The organism is Delftia sp. 11MD, assembly GCF_050907895.1.
GTDB classification, from domain to species: domain Bacteria; phylum Pseudomonadota; class Gammaproteobacteria; order Burkholderiales; family Burkholderiaceae_C; genus Comamonas; species Comamonas tsuruhatensis.
This window is the reverse complement of sequence record NZ_CP194333.1, coordinates 2,939,685-2,961,563: the sequence shown is the minus strand read 5'-3', so window position 1 is coordinate 2,961,563 and position 21,879 is coordinate 2,939,685. Positions and strand designations below refer to the sequence as shown.

Annotated in this window: 25 protein-coding genes; 12 read left to right on the top strand and 13 right to left on the bottom strand. The window is 66.3% G+C overall.

All coding sequences use genetic code 11. The features are described 5' to 3' along the window. Positions 1 to 15 precede the first annotated feature (15 nt). Positions 16 to 1,194 (bottom strand): M20 aminoacylase family protein, encoded by a 1,179-nt coding sequence (locus tag ACRSCF_RS13445; RefSeq protein ID WP_016451680.1) that lies wholly within the window; start codon positions 1,192 to 1,194, stop codon positions 16 to 18. 10 nt (positions 1,195 to 1,204) lie between these two features. Further along, positions 1,205 to 2,188 carry a tripartite tricarboxylate transporter substrate binding protein gene (locus tag ACRSCF_RS13440; protein WP_016447137.1) on the bottom strand — a complete coding sequence of 328 codons (984 nt, stop codon included), beginning with the start codon at positions 2,186 to 2,188 and terminating at the stop codon, positions 1,205 to 1,207. A 131-nt stretch (positions 2,189 to 2,319) separates the two neighbouring features. Between ACRSCF_RS13440 and ACRSCF_RS13435 the strand changes: the two genes are divergently transcribed. Then, entirely contained in the window at positions 2,320 to 3,270 is a 951-nt protein-coding gene (locus tag ACRSCF_RS13435; RefSeq protein ID WP_244388123.1) for a LysR family transcriptional regulator, read from the top strand. A 348-nt stretch (positions 3,271 to 3,618) separates the two neighbouring features. Here the strand turns inward: ACRSCF_RS13435 and ACRSCF_RS13430 are convergent, their stop codons facing one another. From ACRSCF_RS13430 to ACRSCF_RS13420, 3 genes are read right to left on the bottom strand one after another with little or no spacing between them, the layout of a single operon-like run. Continuing rightward, positions 3,619 to 3,801 carry a hypothetical protein gene (locus ACRSCF_RS13430; protein WP_158528271.1) on the bottom strand — a complete coding sequence of 61 codons (183 nt, stop codon included), beginning with the start codon at positions 3,799 to 3,801 and terminating at the stop codon, positions 3,619 to 3,621. A gap of 19 nt (positions 3,802 to 3,820) precedes the next feature. Beyond that, a complete protein-coding gene (locus ACRSCF_RS13425) occupies positions 3,821 to 4,075 on the bottom strand; it encodes a hypothetical protein (protein WP_158528272.1) in 255 nt (84 codons plus the stop codon). A gap of 40 nt (positions 4,076 to 4,115) precedes the next feature. After that, a complete protein-coding gene (locus tag ACRSCF_RS13420; protein ID WP_034365935.1) occupies positions 4,116 to 5,330 on the bottom strand; it encodes an HAF family protein in 1,215 nt (404 codons plus the stop codon). Between the two features lie 294 nt (positions 5,331 to 5,624). On the opposite strand from ACRSCF_RS13420, the gene ACRSCF_RS13415 reads away from it, so the two are divergent. Both ACRSCF_RS13415 and ACRSCF_RS13410 read left to right on the top strand, forming a co-directional pair. Continuing rightward, on the top strand, positions 5,625 to 6,119 hold the full coding sequence (locus ACRSCF_RS13415) for a hypothetical protein (RefSeq protein WP_034365926.1): 495 nt from the start codon (positions 5,625 to 5,627) through the stop codon (positions 6,117 to 6,119). Between the two features lie 237 nt (positions 6,120 to 6,356). Next, positions 6,357 to 7,781 carry a dihydrolipoyl dehydrogenase gene (locus tag ACRSCF_RS13410; protein ID WP_034365929.1) on the top strand — a complete coding sequence of 475 codons (1,425 nt, stop codon included), beginning with the start codon at positions 6,357 to 6,359 and terminating at the stop codon, positions 7,779 to 7,781. A gap of 28 nt (positions 7,782 to 7,809) precedes the next feature. Here the strand turns inward: ACRSCF_RS13410 and ACRSCF_RS13405 are convergent, their stop codons facing one another. Then, on the bottom strand, positions 7,810 to 9,630 hold the full coding sequence (locus ACRSCF_RS13405; protein ID WP_244388121.1) for an ABC transporter ATP-binding protein/permease: 1,821 nt from the start codon (positions 9,628 to 9,630) through the stop codon (positions 7,810 to 7,812). A 285-nt stretch (positions 9,631 to 9,915) separates the two neighbouring features. On the opposite strand from ACRSCF_RS13405, the gene ACRSCF_RS13400 reads away from it, so the two are divergent. Beyond that, a complete protein-coding gene (locus ACRSCF_RS13400; protein WP_016447143.1) occupies positions 9,916 to 10,527 on the top strand; it encodes a chromate transporter in 612 nt (203 codons plus the stop codon). Beyond that, on the top strand, positions 10,524 to 11,132 hold the full coding sequence (locus tag ACRSCF_RS13395; protein ID WP_244388119.1) for a chromate transporter: 609 nt from the start codon (positions 10,524 to 10,526) through the stop codon (positions 11,130 to 11,132). The genes ACRSCF_RS13400 and ACRSCF_RS13395 overlap by 4 nt, the downstream gene beginning before the upstream one ends. Positions 11,133 to 11,245: 113 nt before the next feature. Here the strand turns inward: ACRSCF_RS13395 and ACRSCF_RS13390 are convergent, their stop codons facing one another. Together ACRSCF_RS13390 and ACRSCF_RS13385 are read right to left on the bottom strand one after the other, a co-directional pair. After that, a complete protein-coding gene (locus ACRSCF_RS13390) occupies positions 11,246 to 12,025 on the bottom strand; it encodes an SIR2 family NAD-dependent protein deacylase (protein ID WP_244388117.1) in 780 nt (259 codons plus the stop codon). A gap of 57 nt (positions 12,026 to 12,082) precedes the next feature. Beyond that, the gene (locus ACRSCF_RS13385; RefSeq protein WP_016447146.1) at positions 12,083 to 12,721 is read right to left on the bottom strand and encodes a TetR/AcrR family transcriptional regulator; all 639 of its coding nucleotides are present in this window, start codon (positions 12,719 to 12,721) and stop codon (positions 12,083 to 12,085) included. A gap of 222 nt (positions 12,722 to 12,943) precedes the next feature. Between ACRSCF_RS13385 and ACRSCF_RS13380 the strand changes: the two genes are divergently transcribed. The 5 genes from ACRSCF_RS13380 to ACRSCF_RS13360 all read left to right on the top strand — a co-directional run bounded on the left by ACRSCF_RS13380 (position 12,944) and on the right by ACRSCF_RS13360 (position 15,250). After that, complete coding sequence (locus ACRSCF_RS13380) at positions 12,944 to 13,447, top strand: VOC family protein (RefSeq protein WP_016447147.1); 504 nt, start codon at positions 12,944 to 12,946, stop codon at positions 13,445 to 13,447. Positions 13,448 to 13,508: 61 nt separating this feature from the next. Beyond that, positions 13,509 to 13,931 carry a VOC family protein gene (locus ACRSCF_RS13375; RefSeq protein ID WP_034365141.1) on the top strand — a complete coding sequence of 141 codons (423 nt, stop codon included), beginning with the start codon at positions 13,509 to 13,511 and terminating at the stop codon, positions 13,929 to 13,931. 47 nt (positions 13,932 to 13,978) lie between these two features. Continuing rightward, entirely contained in the window at positions 13,979 to 14,362 is a 384-nt protein-coding gene (locus tag ACRSCF_RS13370; protein ID WP_017403915.1) for a VOC family protein, read from the top strand. An 8-nt stretch (positions 14,363 to 14,370) separates the two neighbouring features. Further along, positions 14,371 to 14,847: an SRPBCC family protein gene (locus ACRSCF_RS13365; protein WP_017403914.1), complete on the top strand. Its 477-nt coding sequence runs from the start codon at positions 14,371 to 14,373 to the stop codon at positions 14,845 to 14,847. 25 nt (positions 14,848 to 14,872) lie between these two features. Continuing rightward, positions 14,873 to 15,250 carry a DUF1428 domain-containing protein gene (locus ACRSCF_RS13360; RefSeq protein WP_016447150.1) on the top strand — a complete coding sequence of 126 codons (378 nt, stop codon included), beginning with the start codon at positions 14,873 to 14,875 and terminating at the stop codon, positions 15,248 to 15,250. Here ACRSCF_RS13360 and rlmB read toward each other — a convergent pair. After that, positions 15,247 to 16,038, bottom strand: coding sequence for a 23S rRNA (guanosine(2251)-2'-O)-methyltransferase RlmB (gene rlmB / locus ACRSCF_RS13355; RefSeq protein WP_016447151.1), 792 nt, complete (start codon positions 16,036 to 16,038; stop codon positions 15,247 to 15,249). The genes ACRSCF_RS13360 and rlmB overlap by 4 nt on opposite strands. A gap of 215 nt (positions 16,039 to 16,253) precedes the next feature. Between rlmB and sstT the strand changes: the two genes are divergently transcribed. Then, positions 16,254 to 17,477, top strand: a complete 1,224-nt coding sequence (sstT, locus tag ACRSCF_RS13350) for a serine/threonine transporter SstT (protein WP_016447152.1) — start codon at positions 16,254 to 16,256, stop codon at positions 17,475 to 17,477. Between the two features lie 40 nt (positions 17,478 to 17,517). On the opposite strand, the gene ACRSCF_RS13345 is transcribed toward sstT, so the two are convergent. Continuing rightward, positions 17,518 to 18,228 carry an ABC transporter ATP-binding protein gene (locus ACRSCF_RS13345; protein ID WP_017403911.1) on the bottom strand — a complete coding sequence of 237 codons (711 nt, stop codon included), beginning with the start codon at positions 18,226 to 18,228 and terminating at the stop codon, positions 17,518 to 17,520. A gap of 16 nt (positions 18,229 to 18,244) precedes the next feature. Here ACRSCF_RS13345 and ACRSCF_RS13340 point away from each other — a divergent pair, with 16 nt between their 5' ends. Then, positions 18,245 to 18,910, top strand: a complete 666-nt coding sequence (locus ACRSCF_RS13340; RefSeq protein WP_016447154.1) for an arylesterase — start codon at positions 18,245 to 18,247, stop codon at positions 18,908 to 18,910. Between the two features lie 19 nt (positions 18,911 to 18,929). On the opposite strand, the gene ACRSCF_RS13335 is transcribed toward ACRSCF_RS13340, so the two are convergent. The 3 genes from ACRSCF_RS13335 to ACRSCF_RS13325 all read right to left on the bottom strand — a co-directional run bounded on the left by ACRSCF_RS13335 (position 18,930) and on the right by ACRSCF_RS13325 (position 21,851). Further along, a complete protein-coding gene (locus tag ACRSCF_RS13335) occupies positions 18,930 to 19,115 on the bottom strand; it encodes a hypothetical protein (protein WP_016447155.1) in 186 nt (61 codons plus the stop codon). Between the two features lie 64 nt (positions 19,116 to 19,179). After that, a complete protein-coding gene (locus ACRSCF_RS13330; RefSeq protein ID WP_244388114.1) occupies positions 19,180 to 19,989 on the bottom strand; it encodes a DUF2189 domain-containing protein in 810 nt (269 codons plus the stop codon). Between the two features lie 116 nt (positions 19,990 to 20,105). Continuing rightward, complete coding sequence (locus ACRSCF_RS13325; protein WP_432675930.1) at positions 20,106 to 21,851, bottom strand: alkaline phosphatase D family protein; 1,746 nt, start codon at positions 21,849 to 21,851, stop codon at positions 20,106 to 20,108. Positions 21,852 to 21,879 lie beyond the last annotated feature (28 nt).

Sequence of the window (21,879 nt, the reverse complement as noted above, 5' to 3'; positions counted from 1 at the left end):
CCGGGCTCAAGCAGTTCAACCGGCCACCAGAAACCGCTGCGCCAGCAGCACCCAATAGGCGGCTCCCACGGCGATGTTGTCGTCGTTGAAGTCATAGCCCGGGTTGTGCACCATGCAGGCGCCTTGCTCGCTTCCCTCGCCATTGCCAATCAGCAGATAGCTGCCTGGCACGCGCTGCAGCATGAAGGCAAAGTCTTCGCTGCCCGGCAAGGGTGGCGCCTGCAGCGTGACATGTTCCGGGCCCAGCAGCTCCAGCGCGATCTGGCGCGCGAAGTCCGTCTCCTTGGGCGTATTGACCAGCACGGCATAGCCGGGTCGCCAGTCGAGTTGCGCCTGCACGCCGAAGCTCTCGGCCTGCGCACTCACCAGGTCGCGAATGCGCTCCTCCAGCAGCCTGCGCACATCGGCATCCAGCGCACGCACGCTCAACTCCAGCACCGCGCTGTGGGCGATCACGTTGTTGGCCTTGCCCGCATGGATGGCGCCCACGGTCACCACCGCCATCTGCAGCGGATCGATGTTGCGCGAGACGATGGTCTGCAAGGCCATGACGATGCTGGCGGCCGCAACGATGGGGTCGGCCGCGCGGTGCGGCATGGCACCATGCCCGCCCACCCCGGTGAGCGTGAGCGTGGCGTAGTCGGAGGACGCCATGGCTGCGCCCTCGCGCAAGGCCAGCCTTCCCTGGGGCAGGCCCGGCATGTTGTGCATGGCAAAGATGGCGTCGCAGGGATGTCGCTCGAAGAGGCCGTCCTCCATCATGCGCAGGGCGCCGCCGCCGCCCTCCTCCGCAGGCTGGAAGATCAGCGTGAGCGTTCCGTCGAAGCCGCCGTGCTCGGCCAGATGCCGGGCCGCTGCCAGCAGCATGGCGGTATGGCCGTCATGGCCGCAGGCATGCATGACGCCGGCATGCGTGCTGGCATGGGCGAATTCATTGGCCTCGGCGATGGGCAGCGCGTCCATGTCGGCGCGCAGGCCCAGGCGCCGGCTGCCGCTGCCGCGCACCAGCCGCCCCACCACGCCGGTGCCGCCCAGGCCGCGCTCCACCTCGTATCCCCATTGCTCCAGCTGCTGCGCGACCAGGGCGCTGGTGCGGTGTTCCTCGAAGCCGAGCTCGGGGTGCCTGTGGATGTCGCGGCGCACCTCGACGAAGGCTGCGGCCGAGCCGCGCAAAGTGTCCAGAAGGGTGTTCATGTGCGGCGTCTCACTGGGGTTGCAGGCGGATGGAGCGGGCAATGCTACGGTAGCGGGCGGTCTCGGCCTCATAGAACTGCGCGGCTTCGGCCAGCGACATGGGCGCCGCGGCCAGTTGGGTCTGCAGGGCCAGTTGCTCGCGCACGCCCGGGTCCTTGAGCATGGCGCCTATCGCCTGGTGCAGCCTTTGCACCACCTCCTGCGGCGTGTCCTTGCGCACCAGGAAGCTGGTCCAAGTCTTGTAGGCGAAGTTTTTCAGCTCCCGGCCCTCACGCACCGTGGGCACATTCTTGAGCAGCTCCGATCGCTGCTCCCCCAGCTGGCCCAGGATCTTGAGCCGGCCCTGCTCGGCCAGCGCGCCCATGGCAGCGCTGTAGACGAGCACAGCGAAATCGACCTGCCCGCTGCCTATGTCCTGCAGCAGCGGCGCATTGCCCTTGTAGGGCGCATGCATGAGTTGTATGCCGGCGTCCTGCTGCACCTTCTCCAGGATCAGGTGGTAGAGCGAGCCAATGCCGACACTGCCGTACGACAGCGGCCGGCTGGCGCTTTTGCGGGCCAGCGCGATCAGCTCATCCACGTTGCCGGCCTCCAGGTCCTTGCGAGCGACGAAGACCATCACGGCCTCGGCCACGGGATGGACCAGGCGGAAATCCTCGGCCTTGAGCCGCACGGCGGCATTGGCCAGCGGCGACAGGATCACCTCGTTGGGCGAGCCCTGGAAGACGTAGTGCCCGTCAGGCGGAGCGGCCAGCACTTTCTGCGCGGCCATGGCGCCGCTGACGCCGCCCAGGTTCTCCACGATGACCTGCTGGCCCAGGGTCTTGGACAGCGGCACGCTGAAGATGCGGGCAATGGCATCCGAAGGGCCGCCGGCCGGATAGGGAACCATCAGGCTCACGGGCCTGGAGGACGGGCTCTGCGCACAGGCCAGGCCCGCGCTCAGCAACAGGCCGGCGCCCGTCAGCCAAACGCGCTGGAACAAAAATCTCATCATGTCTCCTTGGATGGCTCCGGCTCGGTCGGCCGGATACGCGGCATCCTAGGAGCCGGGTCATCGAACGTCCAATGCATTGTTGGCTGCATTAGCATGAGTTTCATGCAGACTTCAGGGCGCGAAAAATCATGACGCTGGTGCAGCTCAGACATCTCATATCGGTGGCGCAGACCGGCTCCTTCAGCCGCTCGGCCGAGGCCATGCATCTGACACAGCCGGCCCTCAGCCGCAGCGTGCGCGCGCTGGAGCAGGAGCTGGGCATACCCTTGTTCGACCGCATCGGCCGCCACAGCGAACTCACAGCATTCGGCCGCGAGATGCTGGGACGGGCACGCGCCCTGGTGACTGAAGCCGACGAGCTGCGTGACAGGGGGCGCCAATTGCGCGAGGGTGCGGCCGGCACTGTGCGTGTGGGCCTGGGATCGGGCCCCGGCGCAATATTGATGACGCCGTTCCTGCAGCACATGACCGTGCACCATCCCGGCGTGCGAACCGAGGTGGCGCGCGGCAGCACCGATCTGCTGGTGCACTCGCTACGCGAGCGCCTGCTCGACGCCCTGGTCGTGGACCTGCGCGCGCTGCGGCCCGCACCCGACCTTGCGCTGGACGTCGTGCACGAAATGCGCGCCGCCTTCATGTGCCGCACCGACCATCCACTGGCCCGCCTGCAGCGGGATCTGCGCTTCGAGGATGTGCAGCGCTACCCCGTCGCCTCCACCCCATTGAGCGACCAGGTGGCCTGGCTGCTGGTGGAGACCTATGGCGCCATGGCCCACCCGGCGCGGTTCGTCACACTGCAGTGCGAGGAGTTGCCCAGCCTTGTGGACGTTGCGCGCAACAGCGACACCGTGCTGCTGGCCGTGCGCGCCGTCGCCCCGGACCTGGCCGAATTGCCCATGGACCCGCCCATGCGCAGCACCGCCCGCTTCGGGCTGGTCACGCTGCGTCAGCGCAGCGAGGCGCCGACGCTGGCAATCCTGCGAGGCCTGATGGGGAAGTTGATGGCCGACGATGCCCCTGCGCCGGAACAGGCGCCCAGCCATGGCGGAAGGCCGGGCCGCATGGCATTGCCAGACTGATTTGATGCTGGTAATTACTCATCAAATGGCCAAAAAGCAAATCGCAAGCAGGCAAAACAAGCCATGTGAAATTAGACAGTTAGCTTTCAAGCCCTGATCAATGTAGTTCCCTAAAGGAATACCCAAGGCAATAAGCAGCTGTCACCAACTTATTTCCCGATATCAAAACACTGCCACAAGTATGATAAAAGCCAGCTCCAACTGAACTACCATTTGCATACAGGCTGCTATTTTCCAAATTTATTAGACCATCTTCCGAAAAATAAATATTATTTGCATGCGCCGCAGATGAGGACATTAAAACACCAAATACCACCATAGTGGACAATGATTTTTCATATCGAAATCTCATTTCAACCCCTTTATCTCATCGTTTTTAAATTGATACTGACGAGCAGGAGTCCACAGATTCTGCACACAGCACGCGTTGTCTGTGGACGCCCAGATGATGGCGCGAAAGCTTTCATCGCCCAGTTCGCTGTAGCAAGCCACCATTGCGGTATCGCCTATATTCACCACAGGCGCATTCATACCGCAAACATGCTCATATTCATTTCGCCATCATCTGAAGTGGCATTAGTTCGGTTTTACCTGTATTCGCAGTCATCATTTCCATCAATTTCGACAACTCGCTCGTTCGCGCCATCATCAGGGGCAACATACTATATGAGCCCAAAAAAGCCTGTGCCGCATTGGAGGAGGAAAAATTCTCGAATGAAATGCCGTTCGCTTGCACTGCAGGGGCCCAGAGCCCGCACACAGCGATTGCCAGTGTGGTTGCAAGTCTTGGATATCGCATCTTCATGGTATTTCCTTTATGCACGGTGTGAGACGAGGCTGCGCCTTCATGGCGTGCACAGGTTCTGCACGAAGGCATGCGTGGCCAATTGCGCGACTTCGCTCCTTCCTGTCATGTAGCAGCCATCCTGGCTCAGTGCCGAGGCCGCACTGTTCTCGCCGCCTGCGAGGGTTCCCTGGTCCACGGTGCCGCCCAAGGGGGTCCAGGTGATGGCGTGCGAACTTCCGTCGGCCAGTTCGCTGTGGCCTGCCACCGTTCCGTTGTCACCGATATCCACCACACGTGCATTCATGCCGCCAGGCAGCGGAGGAATATCGCGGATGACACCGGTCTGGCTGTTCCAGTAATAGGGCATGCTGCGCCCGTCTGCCAACTGGTAGTGCCCAATCACCTCGCCGAGGATGTTGAGATCGACGCCGCTGTTTCGCGCGGGCGGGGACGATATGGACAGCACCTGCGGACTGGAGGACGAGTTGAGCCAGACGACGGTGCGTCCACCCTGGGCACCAAAATCGCAGTAGCCCATGATGCGGGTATTGACGACGGTCTTTGCGCGGCAGAAGACGGCATTGAGAGGCAGGTTCAGGGCCGTGGCCATATAGCCGCCCAGGACTGCGGCAGACCAATAGACAGGACGCGGATGCCCGCTGTTGTCGGGACAGTTGCCCACGATGCCCGGCATGTTGCCGCCCACCACGAAATTGTCCACATCGGACGGCACGCAGTTGGTGCTGTTCAGGCCCAGCAGGCCCGCCGGCAGCGCGCGTGCCGTGGTTTCATTGTTGCGCCACATGACAGGGCGGGCCGTGTTGCTGCCGCTCAGGCTGACGCCTGCCACATAGCCGCCCTGGTTGAATGCCGTGGGCATGCTGCGCACATCGAGCGTCAGCGGCTGCAGTGTCTGCACCGTGGCCGGCGTGGCCGCATTCCAGAACACGCCGACGGACACCGAATTGCCGTCCAGGCAGGTGCCCACCACCTGGCCGCTGTTGGTGATGGCCGCCGCGTTGCAGTTGCGCCCCGGCGACAGGCGCACAAGGTCTGCCGCACTGCCCGGCGCCAGCGACACGAAGCCTGCGGACGAGCCGTCGCTCTCTGCACAGGCGCCCACGACATGGCCGCTGTTGTTGATGTCCAGGCCCACGCATTGCGGGCCTGCCGATGTGCCCACGTCCTGCATGGGCAGGGCCTGCGCGGCCGGCAGTGCCAGCAACGCTAGGCACGCAACGGAAAAATTCAAATGCTTTGGCTGAAGGCGCATGAAGGGTTCTCCTGAAAAAGCAAAGAAGTCGTTCATGGAAATCGGGCGCCGAACAGGAAATCCGCATGGGGCTTGGCATATGCGCGCCGGTGCAGACGCTATTTCCGTGATCCGCATCCCGGCTCCACGATAGGCATCGCGGTATGGAGCCGTCCATCCGAGCAGCAATCAAAACAACAAAAACAATCAACAAAATCAAAAGCTTGCAAAAGAATCCCCCATCAATAATTGTCTCATCGGCATCCGGGATTCAGGCCATGCCATAGCGCAGCGCCATATGAATGGGGGCTTTCCATGGCAATCACACACTGCCTGACATCCGACAGCGCACGGCCCAATGGCGCAATTCGCCGCCGCTGGAGTCCCGCAGAACTGCTGGCACTCGAACGCTGGGCCGGCGTCCTGCCTGTGCAGGTGATCTGCCGCCGGCTGGACCGCAGCGAACGCTCCGTTCGCTGCCAGATGCACAGGCGCGGCCTGAGCACCCGGGTCCGCGAAGGCGTCGGGCTGCGGCAGGTCTGCGAGGACCTGCAGCTGTCCGCACGGTCGGTGAGGGCCTTCATCCTCGATGGCCGCCTGCGCCTGCACAGCGCACAGGTGCATGGCGAGATGGTGGCGCAGCTTCATTGGTCCCTGCGCCGCTGGCTGCAAACAGCCCAAAGCCGCTTGTGCCGTATCAGCCATTTGAGGGTTACCGAGACATCCCTCAGGCGCTTTGCGCGGGAAGCGGATTTCGGCGCATCAGGCAGCCGCACGGGCGCGGCATGGCAACACTGGGCATCCGGCTAGCCCCTGCGCGGCACGGGCCGGGCCCTGGATGTCCAGCAGCGGTTTCGGCCCTTCGCCTACGACTGCCGCGAGCGCCAGCATGCAGACTGGCACGCATGTCCCATGGCAGGCGAGGCAGTCATCTCGACCATCTGTCGGCACTTCAGTCGGCACTTCCGTCGGCACACCTTTCGGCACATCCACCGGCAGCGGAGACCTCCACGGGACCTGGTGCCACAGTCAAAGGAATCAGACAGCATGAAAAACCCACCCACCACCGCCCTCGACGTGATCATCGTCGGTGCCGGCTCGGCCGGACTGTCGGCACTGCGCGAGGTGCGCAAGCACACGGAGCATTTCGCCATCGTCAACGACGGGCCCTGGGGAACGACCTGTGCGCGGGTGGGATGCATGCCGTCCAAGTTGCTGATCGAGGCGGCCAACGCCTTCCATGCACGCCATCACTTCGATGCCTTCGGCATACGCGGCGCGAGCGGGCTGCAGCTGGACCTGCCCGCCGTTTTGCGCCGCGTGCGCAAGCTGCGCGACGAGTTCGTGGCAAGCACGATCAAGGCCACGGAGGGCCTGGGCTGGCGGGCCATCGACGGGCGTGCCAGGCTGCTGGCGGCCAATCGGATCGAGGTCAATGGCAAGGTGCTGGCTGCGCGCAAGCTCATCCTCGCTCCAGGCTCCAGCCCCGTGGTGCCGGAGGAATGGAAGCGCTTTGGCAAGCGCATCCTGACCACCGACACCTTGTTCGAACGCAAGACGCTGGGCCCGCGCGTAGCCGTCGTCGGCCTGGGTCCGCTGGGCGTGGAGATTGCACAGGCGCTGGCGCGGCTGGGACTGGAGGTCACCGCATTGGGACGCGGCCCGAAGCTTGCCGGCCTGTCCGACCCGAATGTCACCGACGCATTGCGGCATCTGCTTGAGAAAGAGATGACGGTGATCACCGACCACGCGGCGCAATTGAGCAAAGGTCCTGACAACACCATCGTCGTGCGCGCAGGCGATGCCCGCATCGTCGTGGACCACGTGGTGGCCGCCATGGGCCGACGCCCGCAGCTGGAAGGCCTGGGGCTGGAGACGCTGGGACTTGAGCTGGACGAGCACGGGCAGCCGCCCGTGAGCCGCGAGACACTGCAGGTCGGTGAGCTGCCGCTGTTCCTCGCGGGCGATGCCAATGGCGACCGCCCCTTGTTGCATGAGGCCGTGGACGAAGGCCATATTGCCGGCACCAACGCCATGGCAGAGAACGTGGCCTGCTTCGAGCGGCGCGCGCCGCTGTCCATCGTCTTCAGCTCGCCCAACGCGGCCGTCGTGGGCCAGCCCATGAAGGCGCTGCTGGGGCAGGACTTCGTGGTGGGCCGCGTGGATTTCGCGCACCAGGGGCGTGCGCGCGCTGCGCAGCACAACGCGGGCCTGCTTCACGTCTATGCGGACCCGGCCAGCGGCCGGCTGCTGGGCGCGGAAATGTGCGCGCCGGCCGGCGAGCATCTGGCCCATCTGCTGGCCCTGGCCGTGCAGCAGCAACTGACCGTGCATGAGTTGCTGCGTGCGCCCTTCTACCACCCCGTGCTGGAAGAGGGCCTGCGCACCGCCTTGCGCGACGCGGTGCGCCAGCTGCCCCAGCAGCCGCCCTCCGACCTGAGCAACTGCGATTCTTTGCCCATGGACGATTGATCGCGCGCGGCCCAGGGCCGCACGCGGATCAATCCTGGGGTGCGCTCTGCGGTGCGCTTACTTCCGACAGCGTCCAGCCGCCATTGCCATCGACCGCCAGCGCGTGGGTATGGAAACCCGCCAGCGTGCTGCGGTGGCCCACGCTCACCAGCATGGTCGAGCGCATCTGCTCGCGCAGCAGGTTGTACAGCGCATGCTCCAGGCCCTCGTCCATGGCCGAGGTGGATTCATCGAGAAAGACGATGGCGGGCCGGTTGAACAGCACGCGCGCAAAGGCCAGGCGCTGCTGCTCGCCAATCGACAGGATGCGGGACCAATCCTGGTTGACATCCAGCTTGTCGGCCAAATGGGCCAGGCTGACCTGGCGCAGCGCCTGTTGAAGGCGCTCGTCGTCCTGCGGTGAAGCATCCATCGGATAGGCAATGGCCGTGCGCAGGTCGCCCAGCGGCAGATACGGGCGCTGCGACAGGAACAGCGCCTGGTGGCCGCCCGGGCGGCCCACCGTGCCCTGGGCATGCGGCCACAGGCCGGCAATGGACCGCAGCAAGGTGGTCTTGCCGCTGCCCGAAGGCCCCTTGATCAGCAGCGCCTGGCCGGGAATGAGCTTCAGTTGCAGGCCGCTGAGCAGGTGGTGGCCGTCCGGGCGGCTGACCTGCAGGTGCTCGATGTCCAGGGCGCCGGGCTGCTCTCTGTGGACGACCTGGGGCAGTTCGCGGGTCTGCGCATTGGCATCCAGAAAGCCGCACAGGCGATCCAGCGCAGCGCGGTACTGGGCGAAAGTGTCGTAGGAGGTTCGGAAGAAGGACAGCGCATCCTGCACCTGCCCAAAGGCCTGCGAGGTCTGCATCACATCACCGAGCTTGATGGCACCGCTGAAAAAGCGCGGCGCCTGCAGCAGAAAGGGAAAGACCACGGCCACCTGGTTGACGGTGAGGTTGAAGCCGTCGAACTTCAGGCTGCGGTAGACCAGCGCCCAGACATTGGCGATCAACGCCGAAAAGCGCGTCAAAAGCGTGTTGCGCTCGATGGCCGCGCCCTGGTAGAAGGCGATGTTCTCCGCATATTCGCGCACGCGCACCAGGGCGTAGCGGAAGTTGGCGGTCAGCCTCTCGTTCAGGAAGTTCAGCCGGATCAGCGGCTGGCCCAGGCGAAAGGCGATCAGCGTGGCGACGATCACATAGAGGTAGACCGCGAACACCATGGCCCGCGGAACCTCCACGCCCGCCACCGCGATGGGCGCGGACAGCCCCCAGAGAATGCCCGTGAACGCCACCAGCGAGACCACCGCGCTGACGGCACCCAGCGCCAGGGTCAGCGAGTTCGAGACAAAGGTGTTCACATCCAGCTCGATGCGCTGGTCGGGGTTGTCCACCGGCTCGTCCAGGAAGTGGCTGCGATAGTAGGCATCGCCGCGCATCCAGTCGGTGGTCACGCGCTCGTTGAGCCAGACCCGCCAGCGGATGCGAAACGCCTGGTTCACATAGAAATTGAACAGCTCGCGCAGGATGTGGACCGTGGCCAGCACCGCAAAGATACCCAGGAAGCGCCAAAAGCCCTTCTGGTCCAGTTCCTGCAGCGCGCTGTAGAAGCCGTTGTACCAGTAGGAAAACAGCACGTTCATGCGCACCGAGACCAGGGCCAGCACCAGCAGCAGCGTGAACACCAGCAGCGGCCACCAGCTGTTTCTGGGGTGCAGGAACGGGCCGGCCAGCTGCCAGAACTGCCGACCCCAGCGGGTGAATCGAACCACCAGCAGCGCCACGGCCGCGAAAGCCACGACGGTGATCACTGAGGCCGCCGCCAGCCAGACCAGGCTTTCCTGCAGCGCCTTGCTCCAATCCATGTCCATGTCGGAGATCCTCGGGTTGTGTGGGTGGAGAGAATCTACTCCTCTTCAGACAGGCCGGCGGGCAGGCCTGGGCGCATGCCGGCAGCAAGCCATCTGCGCTTGCAATGCCCCCATCGCCGTTGCCGATGGGGCCGCTGCCGACAAGGCCGCTGCGCAGGATTAACATTCCGTGCGTGCCGCCCCGGCGGCAGGCACGAAGACAGGACCGGCCCGCGCGGTTCCCCCCACGACAACAGCGATGCCCTCCCGGGGCCCTGCCCGGGCGGCTCAGACACAAGCCAGAACATGCCCGCATCGCCGCCCCAGGCCCACCCGCCACACGACCCCGCCGATGTGCCGGCCCGGCGTCCCGCCCCCGTCAATCTGCGCGATCTGTTCTGGTCCTTCACCTGGCTGGCCCTGCAGGGCTTTGGCGGTGTGCTGGCCGTGGTACAGCGCGAGCTGGTCGAGAAAAAGCGCTGGCTGACCAATGAAGAGTTTGTGGAGGACTGGGCCGTGGCCCAGATCATGCCCGGCCCCAATGTGGTCAACCTGTCCATCACCATTGGCGAGCGCTACTTCGGCTGGCGCGGTGCCGTGGTGGCCGTGTGCGGCATGCTGTGCTTTCCCATGCTGCTGGTGCTGACGCTGACCGTGATCTATTCCCAGTTGGCCGACCACCCCGCCGTGGCCGGCGCGCTGCGCGGCATGGGCGCCGTCGCAGCCGGCCTGGTGGCGGGCATGGGCCTGAAGCTGGCCAGCACGCTGAGCCGCCACCCGCTGGGGCGCTGGTGCAGCGCGGGCCTGGCGCTGGCCTCGTTCATTGCCATGGCGGTGATGCGCATTCCGCTGGCCTGGGTGCTGCTGGTGGTCGGCGGCGCGGGCTGCGTGCTGACCTGGAGAAAGCTCACGCCATGAATGCTGCCCACCAGATTGCACTGAGCCTGCAGCCCGCCGACTGGTTGCAGTTGATGCTGTATTTCCTGACGCTGTCGCTGATGGCCGTGGGCGGGGCCATTGCCACGGCGCCCGACATGCACCGTTTTCTGGTCGATGGCCATGGCTGGCTCAGCGAGGCGCAATTCAGCTCCTCCATCGCCATTGCCCAGGCGGCGCCCGGGCCCAATGTGCTGTTCATCGCCTTGCTGGGATGGAACCTGGGCCTGAACGCAGGCGGAGGCACGGGCCTGCTGGCCTGGGCCTTTGGAGCACTGGGGGTGACCATCTGCATGATCGGCATCCTCTTGCCCAGTTCGCTGCTGGCCTGGCAGGCATCGCGCTGGGGCCAGCGCAACAGGAACCGGCGCGGCGTGCGGGCCTTCAAGCAGGGCATGGGCCCTCTGGTCATCGGCCTGCTGCTGGCCACGGGCTGGCTGCTGGGCACGGGCAGCGGTCGCGCCGCCCAGGATTGGCGCCTGTGGCTGCTGACCCTGGTCTGCGCCCTGCTGGTCTGGCGCACGCGCATCCACCTGCTGTGGCTGCTGGGCGCCGGCGCGGCGCTGGGAGCGCTGGGCTGGATCTGAGCGGATGCGCGAGAGGGAGGGGACTGCCCCGGTTGTGCGTCAAATGGAGCCGCCATGGCGCAAGCCCCTTCCCTCCCCCCCTGGGCCGCGTCGGGCGGCCTGCCCCTCCGCCTTCAGTCGCCCAGCAGCAGCGGCAGCACCTGTGCCGACGGGCCGCGCAGGCATTGGTGGGCCGCGTCATCCAGCTCGGACGGTGCGGGATTGATCACGGCCACATGTGCGCCCGCCCTGCGTGCGATTCGCGCCAGCCCTGCAGCCGGGTACACGGCGCCCGATGTGCCCACCACCAGCAGCACATCGCACTGCTGCACCGCCGCCTCCGCGGCCTGCCACACGCCCATGGGCAGGGACTCGCCGAACCAGACCACGCCCGGGCGCACCAGGTTGCCGCAGACGACGCACTGCGGCGGCTCGCCCGGCTTCACCTGGGCCAGATCGCAGCATGCGCGCGGCCTTTCCAGCCAGCGGTCCCGCATCAGCTCACCATGCAGGCACAGCACGCCGGGGCTGCCTGCGCGCTGGTGCAGGCCATCGACGTTCTGCGTGACCAGCGTCATGCGGCCCGGGTGGCGCAAGGCCCATTGCGCCAGCGCATGGTGGCCGGCGTTGGGCTGCACCGCAGCCACGGCTTCGCGCCGGTGCGCATACCACTGCCAGACGCGCTGCGGATGCGCGCGAAAGCCTGCCTCGCTGGCCATGTCCTGCGGGTTGAACTGTGCCCAGTAGCTGTTCTTGTCGTCGCGAAAGGTGGGTACGCCGGATTCGGCGCTGACGCCTGCGCCCGTGAGCACCGCGATATGGGCTGCACGCGCGATGCGGTCGCGCAGCTCGCCCTGGCCGGCCAGTTCAGGCTCGGCGGGGGAAGGCGAGGAAAGGGAATGTTCGTCGGGCATCGGGGCGGCGATGGAAAAAAGGCAGGCCATTGTGAGGCAGTGTCGCCCCGCCACGCATCAAATGCCTTTTTCCACCATCTCCAGCAGGCGCAGCGCCAGCGCGCGCCGCTGCTCGGCGGTGGCGTGGCGCAGCGGCCCGTCTATCACCAGCAAGGCCATGCCGTGCACCGCGGACCAGGCCAGGAACTCGGCCTGGGGCCGGCGCTCGGCAGGCAGCACGCCGGCCTCGGCCATGCTGTCCAGCGCATAGCCCAGCAGCTCGAACGGGTTCAGTCCCATGGCCGCTGCACGCGTGGTGTCCGGCGGCAGGTCCACGTCGTACTCGACCGAAGCAAAGGCCGTGCGAAACCAGCCGGTCTCCGTCTGGGCAAAGCCCAGATAGCCGCGCCCCACGGCAGCCAGCAGCGCGCGTGAGCGCTGCAGCACATCGGGCAGGGTGCGCGCCTGGGCCATTTCGGCCTCGATGGCTGCTGCCAGTGCGCCCAGGGCCGCAGCGCGCACGGCATCAAACAGCGCCTGGCGGTTGGCAAAGTGACGATAGGCTGCATTGGGCGCCACGCCCGCGCGGCGCGTGGCCTCGCGCAGCACGATCGCCTGGGGACCGCCTTCACGCGCCAGCGCCAGGCCAGCCTCGACCAGGGCTTGGCGCAGGTCGCCGTGGTGATATGACTCACGCCTGACACGTCGCTGCGTCACTGTTTTGCTTCCTTTTTTCTGCGTGACCGCATCACCCGAGAGGGAAGACAGCCCTGCCCCGCCGATTTACAGCTTGACACCGAAGCTGACAGCGCTTGATGTGGACAGCGTCCATTTTAGTCCCTAGCATATGTGAACGGCGTACACACGCCGGGCAGAAATCGATAAAAAGCCGGCATCGAACGGCATAAAGCGGTTATCACCGTCACCAAGGAGACAAGCATGGCTTTGCACACCGGCCGCATACAGCCCTGCCTCTGGTTCGACAACCAGGGCGAGCAGGCGGCGCGCTTCTATACCGAAGTCTTTCCCGATTCCCGCATCACGGCCATTGCGCGCTACGGCGAAGCAGGCCACGACATCCACGGCAGGCCGGCGGGCAGCGTGATGACGGTGCAATTCGAGCTGGAAGGCCAGCCCTTTCTGGCGCTCAACGGCGGCCCCATGTTCCGCTTCAACGAGGCCGTCTCGCTGATGGTCAGTTGCGATACACAGGACGAGATAGACCACTACTGGGGCGCCCTGTCCGAGGGCGGCGACCCGGCGGCGCGTCAATGCGGCTGGCTCAAGGACCGCCATGGCCTGTCGTGGCAAATCGTTCCGTCCCAGATGGCCAGCTGGATGGGAGGCCCCGACATGGCCGCCGCCCAGCGCGTGATGCAGGCCCTGCTGGGCATGCAAAAGCTGGACATCGCCGCTCTTGAGCGCGCGCATGACGGCGGCTGAAGCCTCCCCCGCCGTCCCGTTCCTCCACTCCCCTCGCCACCGTCCCTCCCAGGAGCGTTCCATGCAATTCATCCCCTATCTGAACTTCAACGGCAACTGTGCCGAGGCCTTCGCCTTCTACGCCAGGCTGTTCGGCGGCACCATCGTGCACCAGAGCACCTTTGGCGAGACGCCGGGCATGGAGCAGATGCCCGAGGCCGACAAGCGCCTGATCATGCATGCCCACCTGCAGATCAAGGACCAGGCGCTGATGGCCTCGGACGCCACCGACAACTGCGGTGGCGGCGGCTACCAGCAAGCCCAGGGCATGTGGATCTCGATCGGCGTGGACGACGCCACCGAAGGCGGCCGCATCTTCAACGCGCTGGCCGAAGGCGGCAAGGTGACCATGCCCTTCCAGGCCACGTTCTGGTCGCCGGGCTTTGGCATGGTGACGGACCGCTTCAACACACCCTGGATGGTCAACGTCAAGGGCGAGGCCTGAACAAGGCCGGCCGACACATTGCCTCAGTCACCCAAGAAGGAGTCCTCATGAACGCCAATCCCGTCGTCTGGTTCGAGATCCATGTGCAGGACATGGCGCGTGCGCGCCGGTTCTATGAAACCGTCTTCCAGGGCAAGCTGGAGCACCTGCCCGCGCCCGATGGCTCCGACAGCCAGGAGATGCTGTCCTTTCCGATGGACATGACAGGCCCCGGCGCGGGCGGAATGCTGGTGCGGATGGACGGCGCACCTTCCGGCGGCGGCGGCACGCTGGTCTATTTCGGCTGCGAGGACTGCGCCATAGAACAGGGCCGCGTCGAGGCCGCAGGCGGGCACATCGAGCAGGCCAAATTCTCCATCGGCCCCCACGGCCACTGCGCCGTCGTGGTGGACACCGAGGGCAACCGCATCGGCCTGCACTCCATGCAATGAGGAGCACCATGACAGCACAAGACCTTCCCGAACACGCCAACGACCTGGTGCTCACGCGCCTGTTCGACATCCCCGCCGACAGGCTCTACCGCTGCTGGACCGAGCCGGCGCTGATCCAGCAATGGTTTGCACCCAGCCCCTGGAGCGTGGCCCGGGTGGACAACGATGTGCGGCCCGGCGGCCACAGCCTCATCGTCATGCGCAGCCCCGAAGGCCAGGAGATGCCCGGCAGCGGTGTCTACCTGGAAGTCATTCCCAACCGGCGCCTGGTCTTCACCGACGCCTTCACCCAAGGCTGGGTGCCAGCCGACAAGCCCTTCATGACGGGCATCGTCACCTTCGACCCCGAAGGCAGCCAGACCCGCTATACCGCCCGGGTGCGCCATTGGAATGCCGCCGACCGCGCCCAGCACGAGGCCATGGGCTTTCACAGCGGCTGGGGCCAGTGCGCAGACCAGTTGGCGGAACTCGCAGCCCGGCTCTGACGCCGGTTTTCACCAGGAGAGCACCATGCACTACATCGACGGATTCGTACTGCCCGTTCCCCGGGCCAACCTGCAGGCCTACCGCGAGGTGGCCGAGGCCGCAGGCAAGGTCTGGATGGAATACGGCGCGCTGCAGTACTGGGAATGCGCGGGCGACGACGTGCCCATGGGCAAGCTGACCTCGTTTCCCCAGGCCGTGCAGCTCAAGGAAGGCGAGATCGTGTTCTTTTCATGGATCGTCTATGCCTCGCGCGCGGAGCGCGACCGCATCAATGCCGCCGTCATGAAGGACCCGCGCATTGCCTCCATGGACCCGGCCACCATGCCCTTCGACGCCAAGCGCATGTTCTGGGGCGGCTTCGAGAGCGTGGTGGAGCTGGGCGCCGACGGCGCGCCAGCCTAGATCTGGTCGGCCGGGGCGGCGGATACGGCAGGCGTGGTGCCCAGGCCGCGCTGGCGCAGCGCCTCGTACAGGCACACGCCGCTGGCCACGGACACATTGAGGCTGGAGACGGCACCCATCATGGGAATGCCGATCAGCTCGTCGCAGGTCTTGCGCGTGAGCTGGCGCATGCCGTCGCCTTCTGCGCCCAGCACCAGGGCCGTGGGGCCCTTGAGGTCCACCTCGTACAGGGTCTTGGGCGCATCGTCGCTGGTGCCGATGATCCAGATATCGCGCTCCTTGAGCTCATTGAGCGTGCGCGCCAGGTTGGTGACCATGAAATAGGGCACGGTCTCGGCCGCGCCGCTGGCGACCTTGGCCACGGTGGCGTTCACGCCCACCGCATGGTCCTTGGGCGCAATCACCGCATGGGCGCCTGCGCCATCGGCCACGCGCAGGCAGGCGCCGAGGTTGTGCGGATCGGTCACGCCGTCCAGCACCAGCAGCAGCGGGTTGCTGACGCCATCGGCCTCCAGTTGCTCCAGCAGTTCATCCAGCGAATGCACCTGGGCCACCGCCTCCACGCGCGCGGCCACGCCCTGGTGGCCGTGGCTGCCGGCGAGCTTGGCCAGGCGTTCACCGTCGGCCTCGATCAGCCGGACGCCGGCCGACTTGGCGCGGTCGAGGAACTGGCGCATGCGCGCATCACGGCGCGTGGCCTCGTAGTAGACCTCGATGATGGATTGGGGCGCGGTCTTCATGCGCACGCCGACGGCGTGGAAGCCGAAGAGAACTTTGGGGGACGACATGGGGCGCGATTATCCCGCCAATTGGGCGCAGCCCCGGCACCCGCCGGACGAAGCCCGTCTGCACGCAACGGCTCCTGTGGTTTTTACGTAGCCGCTACACTGCGCGGGTTGGCCGCTTTCCAGCGGGCCCCTCTCATTGCGGCATGCACCGAAGCCACGGGCATGCCGCTTTGCATTTTTCATCGCCCTGTTTTTCCATTTCTTTCTCAACCATCATGCTCAAAGCCTTTCTTGCCTGGCTTGCCCGCACCAGCCTGGTGGGCCAGATCGCCATCAGTCTGGTCGCCGGCGGCCTGTTGGCCTGGCTCTGGCCCGAGGCCGCCCAGTCCGTATCCCTGCTGGGGACGCTGTTCATCTCCGCCCTCAAGGCCGTTGCCCCTGTCCTGGTGCTGCTGCTGGTGGTCTCGGCCACCAGCAACCACCGGCCCGGCCACGCCACGCAGATACGGCCCATCCTGTGGCTGTATGTGCTGGGCACCTTTGCCGCGGCCGTGGTGGCCGTGGTGGCCAGCATGGCCTTCCCGTCCACCATCCAGTTCAAGGACGCCGCCCCCGCCCAGGGCGCGCCTGGGCGCATTGGCGAAGTGCTGATGGCCCTGGTGCAAAGCGCCTTCGACAACCCGGTACGCGCGCTGATGAATGCCAACTACATCGGCATCCTTGCCTGGGCAGTGGCCATGGGCCTGGCCCTGCGCCACGCCTCTGAGACCACGCGCGCCGTGATGCATGACCTGGGCCAGGCCATCACCCGCGTGATCCAGGGCGTGATCCGCCTGGCGCCGCTGGGCATCTTCGGCCTGGTGGCGGGCACCTTTGCCCAGTCGGGCCTGGAAAAGCTGCTGGACTATGCCCACCTGCTGGCCGTGCTGCTGGGCTGCATGCTCTTCGTGGCCCTGGTGGTCAATCCGTTCATCGTCTGGACGCAGACGCGCCGCAATCCCTATCCCCTGGTGCTGACCTGCCTGCGCGAGAGCGCGGTCACGGCCTTCTTCACGCGCAGCTCGGCCGCCAACATCCCGGTGAACCTGGCGCTGGCCAAGCGCCTGGGCCTGGATGAGGACACCTACAGCGTCTCCATCCCGCTGGGCGCCACCATCAACATGGCCGGCGCCGCCGTCACCATCAGCGTGCTCTCGCTGGCTGCGGCCCATACCCTGGGCATCCAGGTCGATCTGCTGACCGCCATCTTGCTGTGCGTGGTGTCCGCGGTGTGCGCCTGCGGCGCCTCGGGCGTGGCCGGTGGCTCGCTGCTGCTGATTCCGCTGGCCTGCAGCCTGTTCGGCATCTCCAACGATCTGGCCATGCAGGTGGTGGGCGTGGGCTTTGTGATCGGCGTGATCCAGGACTCGGCCGAAACCGCACTCAACTCCTCCACGGACGTGATCTTCACGGCCGCGGCCTGCGAGGCGGCAGGGCGGCGCGAAGCTGTCGCCGCCTGAGGTCCTGCCACTGGTTGCAGCCGCTTGACCCGGCGGCCGATCAGGCCGCCAGCGCCTGCCCCTCTTCGATGCTGGCGACGCGGCCGGCCTCGATGGTCACGCGCCGCTCGCAGCGCGCGGCGATGGCTCGGTCATGCGTGACCATGACCAACGTGGTGCCGCGCTCACGGTTGAGCGCGAACATCAGCTCCATGATGGTTTCGCCGGTCGCAAAGTCCAGGCTGCCCGTGGGCTCGTCGGCCAGCAGCACGGCGGGCTCGACCACGAAGGCGCGGGCCAGCGCCACACGCTGCTGCTCACCGCCCGACAGCAGCTTGGGATAGTGGCCCAGGCGCTGGCCCAGCCCCACGCGCTCCAGCATTTCGGTGGCGCGGCGGCGGGCGTCGCGGCTGCCGGCCAGCTCCAGCGGCAGCATCACGTTCTCCAGCGCCGTCAGATTGCCCAGCAGCTGGAAGCTCTGGAAGACAAAGCCCAGCTTCTGCGCACGCACGGCAGCGCGCGCATCCTCGTCCAGCGCAAACATGTCCTGGCCCTGCAACCGCACCGTGCCGCGCGTGGGCGTATCCAGGCCTGCGAGTATGGACAGCAGCGTGCTCTTGCCCGAGCCCGAGGCACCGACGATGGCCACGGTTTCCCTTGCCGCGAAGCGCAGATCGATATCCCTCAGAATATCCAGTGTTCCGGTCGAATCGCTGACCGACTTGAAGACATGCTCGACTTCGATCAGGGGCTGGGCAGTGCTTTGTGACATGGAGGATGGGAAGACGATGCAAGACAAGCTGCGCGCAATGCGCCGACGCCGCCACTTTATCTCGGCCGGCTTGGCCTTCGGTCTGCTGGGTACTTGGACGGCCATGCCCGCCCGGGCTGCAGACGCCGGCCCGTTGCTGGTACTGGGCGATTCGCTGAGTGCCGAGTACGGTCTGGCCCGCGGAACGGGCTGGGTGGCGCTGCTGCAAAAGCGCCTGCAGGAGAGCCAGAAAAATGTGCCGCTGGTCAACGCCAGCGTGAGCGGCGAGACCACCTCGGGCGGCCGCTCGCGCCTGCCGGCCCTGCTCAAGCAGCACAAACCGTCGGTGGTGGTGATCGAATTGGGAGGCAACGATGCGCTGCGCGGCCTGCCGCTGCAAAGCACGCAGGGCAATCTCGACGCCATGGTACGCGCGGCCCGTGATGCCGGGGCCAAGGTGCTGCTGGTGGGCATGCAGGTGCCTCCCAACTACGGCAGCGGCTATACGCGCCAGTTCGAGCAGTTGTTCTCCAAGGTGGCGCAGGAGCAGAAGGTACCGCTCGTGCCCTTCCTGCTGGCCGGTATAGGCGATGCGGCCGACTCGGCCCAGTGGTTCCAGGCTGACCGCATCCACCCCACGGCCAAGGCCCAGCCGCGCATGCTGGACAACGTCTGGCCACAGCTCAGCAAACTGCTGCCCTGAGCACAGGGCAGCCAGGCTGTCAGCTGCTGCGGCCTTCCTCGCCGGAATGCGCCGCTGCGGGGGATGCCTGGTCTTCACCCGCCATACCGCCGCCCTCATGGTCGTCGGGTTTTCTTTCGGCCTTGGCCTTCTCCTTTTCAAGCTTCTTCTGCTTCTTGGCCAGTTCGCGCTGGCGTTTTTCATAGGCGTAGTTGGGTGTCGCCACAGGTGGACTCCTCTGTTGTTGCAAGCCCCACTGTAGCCGCAAGACGGGGCCCGGCCGTAAAACCTCAGGATAGGGGGGACGCAGGGTCGGCAGATTCACCCACGCTGCAGCGGTAAGCATGCCAACTGGCGCAGCCCAGCAAAGGCCCCACCAGCAGCAGGCCCACGCCGTGCCACCACAGCGCAGCAGCCACCAGCACGGTGATGATCGCGGCCCATTGCAGCATGACGGCCAGGTTGAGGCCGACCACGCGCATGCTGGTGATGCAGGCCGTCAGCGCATCGCTGCCCCGGTCCAGCATGGCCGGCAGCGCCACCACCATGCTGGCGAACACCAGGGCCGCGAAGGCGCCGCCGACCAGCACGTAGATCGCCAGGAACTCCCAATTCTCCGGCCGTGCCACGGCCTGCAGCATGCCGGCCGTGGTGGGCATGCCGGTATCGAAGAACACGGCAAACACCACCATGGAGGCGCGCGCCCAGAGCATTTCCAGCACCAGCAAAACCATGACCAGCATGCCCATGCTGCCCATTTGCGTGTCCCAGCAGGTCAGCGAGCTGCCAAGCTCCGGCGGCAATCCCCGCTCCAGCCTGCGGCTGGTGTCGTACAGGCCCATGGCCAGGAAGGGGCCGATGAGCAGACAGCCGCTGGCCATGGCCATGCTGTATTCAGGGCTGGCACGGAACACCCAGCCGATGAGCAGGGCCATGGCCCAGAAGCACAGGCCATAGAACAGCGCAACGCCCGGCGCCCGCTGCAGATCGCGCCAGCCCAGCGCCAGCCAGCGCCAGGGATCGGCCATGCGCAGCGGTTGCACCTGCAGCGCGCCAGCCGGGTGGTCGGAAGCTTTCTCGGGAGCGGGGGATGCCTGCATGCCTGGACCTCCTGGATCAGCGAGCCCCAAGTTAGCGCAGCCATGGCCGCGCTGCCATGGCGGAAACTACCGAGGGCCCCCGCCCAGACCGCGCAGGCCCGCACCCCGGTCCGCCCTCAGGCCTGCACCAGCTTGCCCGGCTGGCCGGGCAGCACCTTCCAGGCCGCGTCCCGCACGGTCTGGTACTGGCGGCTGAACACCGTATCCACATAGATCCATTCGGCCTGGCAGGCCTGGGGGGTTGCCGTGACGATCATGTAGCCGCGGCGGGAGGTATCGCAGTACTTGAGCGTGTTGATGAACTGCAGCAGCGCGCCACGCAACTGGGCCGGATCCTGGCCGGGCAGGTAGTCCTCGAAGCCGGGCGAGCTGACGGACGAGGTGGCGAACTCCACGCCCACGCCCTGCCCGCTGCGGTCGCGCAGCTCGCTGGCCCAGGCGTTGTGGGTGTCACCGGCCAGCACGACCAGGTTCTTGCCCAGGCTGCGCGCCGTGGCCAGCACGGTCTCGCGAGCCACGGCGTAGCCGTCCCAGGCATCGAGGTTGTAGGGAATGCTGGGCTGGGCCAGGATGGCCTTTTCCGCCGCCGTCAGGCTGGCCGGGTTGGCCTGGGCCTTGGCCAGCAGCGCCGCGTAGGCCGGCAGTGAGACACCGCTGCCGGGGCTGAGGATGTCCATCAGCAAGGGCGCCGGCAGCTCCATGCGCCCCATCAGCACCTGCTGGCCCAGCACCTGCCAGGTGGCCTGCGAGGCCGCCATCTGCTGGCCAAGCCACTGGGTCTGCGTGGCGCCCATGAGCTGGCGTGCGGGATTGGCCATGTCGGAGGAAAAGCGCGCCGCGTCCAGCCCCTGTGCCGTGAAATAGTCGGCGTAGTCCAGCTGTTCATCACGGCCGATGACGCGCGTGTCCAGCATGTGCAGCGCCAGCAGGTCGCCGAAGGCGAAGCTGCGGTAGATGATCTCGGGCTGTGCGTTGCGCGTGGGCATCCACTCGTGATAGGCCTTGAGCGCGGCCACCTTGCGCAGCTCGAAGTCGCCTTCGGTGGCCGGCTGGTGGTTCTCGGCGCCGTGCATCCAGGTGTCATTGGAGACTTCGTGGTCGTCCCAGACCGCAATCATGGGCGCTGCCGCATGCAGGGCCTGCAGGTCGGCATCGCTCTTGTACTGGGCATGGCGCTGGCGGTAGTCGGCCAGGCTGACGATTTCGTTGGCCGGCAGGCTCTGGCGCTGCATGGCTTTGCCGTTGGCATAGCCGCCGCGCGCATATTCGTAGATGTAGTCGCCCAGATGCACGGTGGCGTCCAGGTCGCCCTGGCGCGCCGCATGCGCGTAGACATTGAAGTAGCCGGCCGGGTAGTTGGCGCAGGAAAACACGGCCAGCTTGACCTGCTGCACGGCGCCCACGGGCAGGGTTCGCGTGCGGCCCGTGGCGCTGGTCATGCCCTGGCAGCGAAAGCGGTAGTGGTAGCGCGTGGCGGGCCTGAGGCCCGTGGCATCGGCCTTGAAGGTGAAATCCTGGGTAGCGCGCGCCATGGCCTTGCCCGAAGTCACGAGGGTCTTGAAGTCGGCGTCCGATGCCACTTCCCACTCCACCTCGATGTCGCTGGAATGGCCCTGCGGCGGCGTCACGCGGGTCCAGAGGATGACGCGGTCACTCAACGGGTCGCCGCTGGCCACGCCGTGGCGGAACTCGACGGGAATGCGGCTGTCGCCATCCGACCCGCCGCAGCCGGCCAGTGGCAGCGCCAGGGCCGAGGCGCCCATGCCGCGCACGAAATGGCGGCGGCTGGCCACGAGGCCGGATTCGCGGGAGCCGGCTTTCGCCTGCTGCAGGATGTTGGTGATGCTCTCTTTGTGCTTCATGCTGGACCGGGGCCCGAAGGCCTCCGTG

What these genes read in the sequence shown, in the direction of transcription:
- ACRSCF_RS13415 (WP_034365926.1), top strand. Translation starts at nt 5,625, where the DNA reads ATGGCAATCACACACTGCCTGACATCCGACAGCGCACGGCCCAATGGC.
- ACRSCF_RS13425 (WP_158528272.1), bottom strand. Translation starts at nt 4,075, where the DNA reads ATGAAGATGCGATATCCAAGACTTGCAACCACACTGGCAATCGCTGTG.
- ACRSCF_RS13325 (WP_432675930.1), bottom strand. Translation starts at nt 21,851, where the DNA reads ATGAAGCACAAAGAGAGCATCACCAACATCCTGCAGCAGGCGAAAGCC.
- ACRSCF_RS13410 (WP_034365929.1), top strand. Translation starts at nt 6,357, where the DNA reads ATGAAAAACCCACCCACCACCGCCCTCGACGTGATCATCGTCGGTGCC.
- ACRSCF_RS13430 (WP_158528271.1), bottom strand. Translation starts at nt 3,801, where the DNA reads ATGAATGCGCCTGTGGTGAATATAGGCGATACCGCAATGGTGGCTTGC.
- ACRSCF_RS13405 (WP_244388121.1), bottom strand. Translation starts at nt 9,630, where the DNA reads ATGGACATGGATTGGAGCAAGGCGCTGCAGGAAAGCCTGGTCTGGCTG.
- ACRSCF_RS13330 (WP_244388114.1), bottom strand. Translation starts at nt 19,989, where the DNA reads ATGCAGGCATCCCCCGCTCCCGAGAAAGCTTCCGACCACCCGGCTGGC.
- ACRSCF_RS13345 (WP_017403911.1), bottom strand. Translation starts at nt 18,228, where the DNA reads ATGTCACAAAGCACTGCCCAGCCCCTGATCGAAGTCGAGCATGTCTTC.
- sstT (WP_016447152.1), top strand. Translation starts at nt 16,254, where the DNA reads ATGCTCAAAGCCTTTCTTGCCTGGCTTGCCCGCACCAGCCTGGTGGGC.
- ACRSCF_RS13340 (WP_016447154.1), top strand. Translation starts at nt 18,245, where the DNA reads ATGCAAGACAAGCTGCGCGCAATGCGCCGACGCCGCCACTTTATCTCG.
- ACRSCF_RS13365 (WP_017403914.1), top strand. Translation starts at nt 14,371, where the DNA reads ATGACAGCACAAGACCTTCCCGAACACGCCAACGACCTGGTGCTCACG.
- ACRSCF_RS13360 (WP_016447150.1), top strand. Translation starts at nt 14,873, where the DNA reads ATGCACTACATCGACGGATTCGTACTGCCCGTTCCCCGGGCCAACCTG.
- ACRSCF_RS13445 (WP_016451680.1), bottom strand. Translation starts at nt 1,194, where the DNA reads ATGAACACCCTTCTGGACACTTTGCGCGGCTCGGCCGCAGCCTTCGTC.
- ACRSCF_RS13390 (WP_244388117.1), bottom strand. Translation starts at nt 12,025, where the DNA reads ATGCCCGACGAACATTCCCTTTCCTCGCCTTCCCCCGCCGAGCCTGAA.
- ACRSCF_RS13440 (WP_016447137.1), bottom strand. Translation starts at nt 2,188, where the DNA reads ATGAGATTTTTGTTCCAGCGCGTTTGGCTGACGGGCGCCGGCCTGTTG.
- ACRSCF_RS13375 (WP_034365141.1), top strand. Translation starts at nt 13,509, where the DNA reads ATGCAATTCATCCCCTATCTGAACTTCAACGGCAACTGTGCCGAGGCC.
- ACRSCF_RS13370 (WP_017403915.1), top strand. Translation starts at nt 13,979, where the DNA reads ATGAACGCCAATCCCGTCGTCTGGTTCGAGATCCATGTGCAGGACATG.
- ACRSCF_RS13435 (WP_244388123.1), top strand. Translation starts at nt 2,320, where the DNA reads ATGACGCTGGTGCAGCTCAGACATCTCATATCGGTGGCGCAGACCGGC.
- ACRSCF_RS13380 (WP_016447147.1), top strand. Translation starts at nt 12,944, where the DNA reads ATGGCTTTGCACACCGGCCGCATACAGCCCTGCCTCTGGTTCGACAAC.
- ACRSCF_RS13400 (WP_016447143.1), top strand. Translation starts at nt 9,916, where the DNA reads ATGCCCGCATCGCCGCCCCAGGCCCACCCGCCACACGACCCCGCCGAT.
- ACRSCF_RS13420 (WP_034365935.1), bottom strand. Translation starts at nt 5,330, where the DNA reads ATGCGCCTTCAGCCAAAGCATTTGAATTTTTCCGTTGCGTGCCTAGCG.
- rlmB (WP_016447151.1), bottom strand. Translation starts at nt 16,038, where the DNA reads ATGTCGTCCCCCAAAGTTCTCTTCGGCTTCCACGCCGTCGGCGTGCGC.
- ACRSCF_RS13395 (WP_244388119.1), top strand. Translation starts at nt 10,524, where the DNA reads ATGAATGCTGCCCACCAGATTGCACTGAGCCTGCAGCCCGCCGACTGG.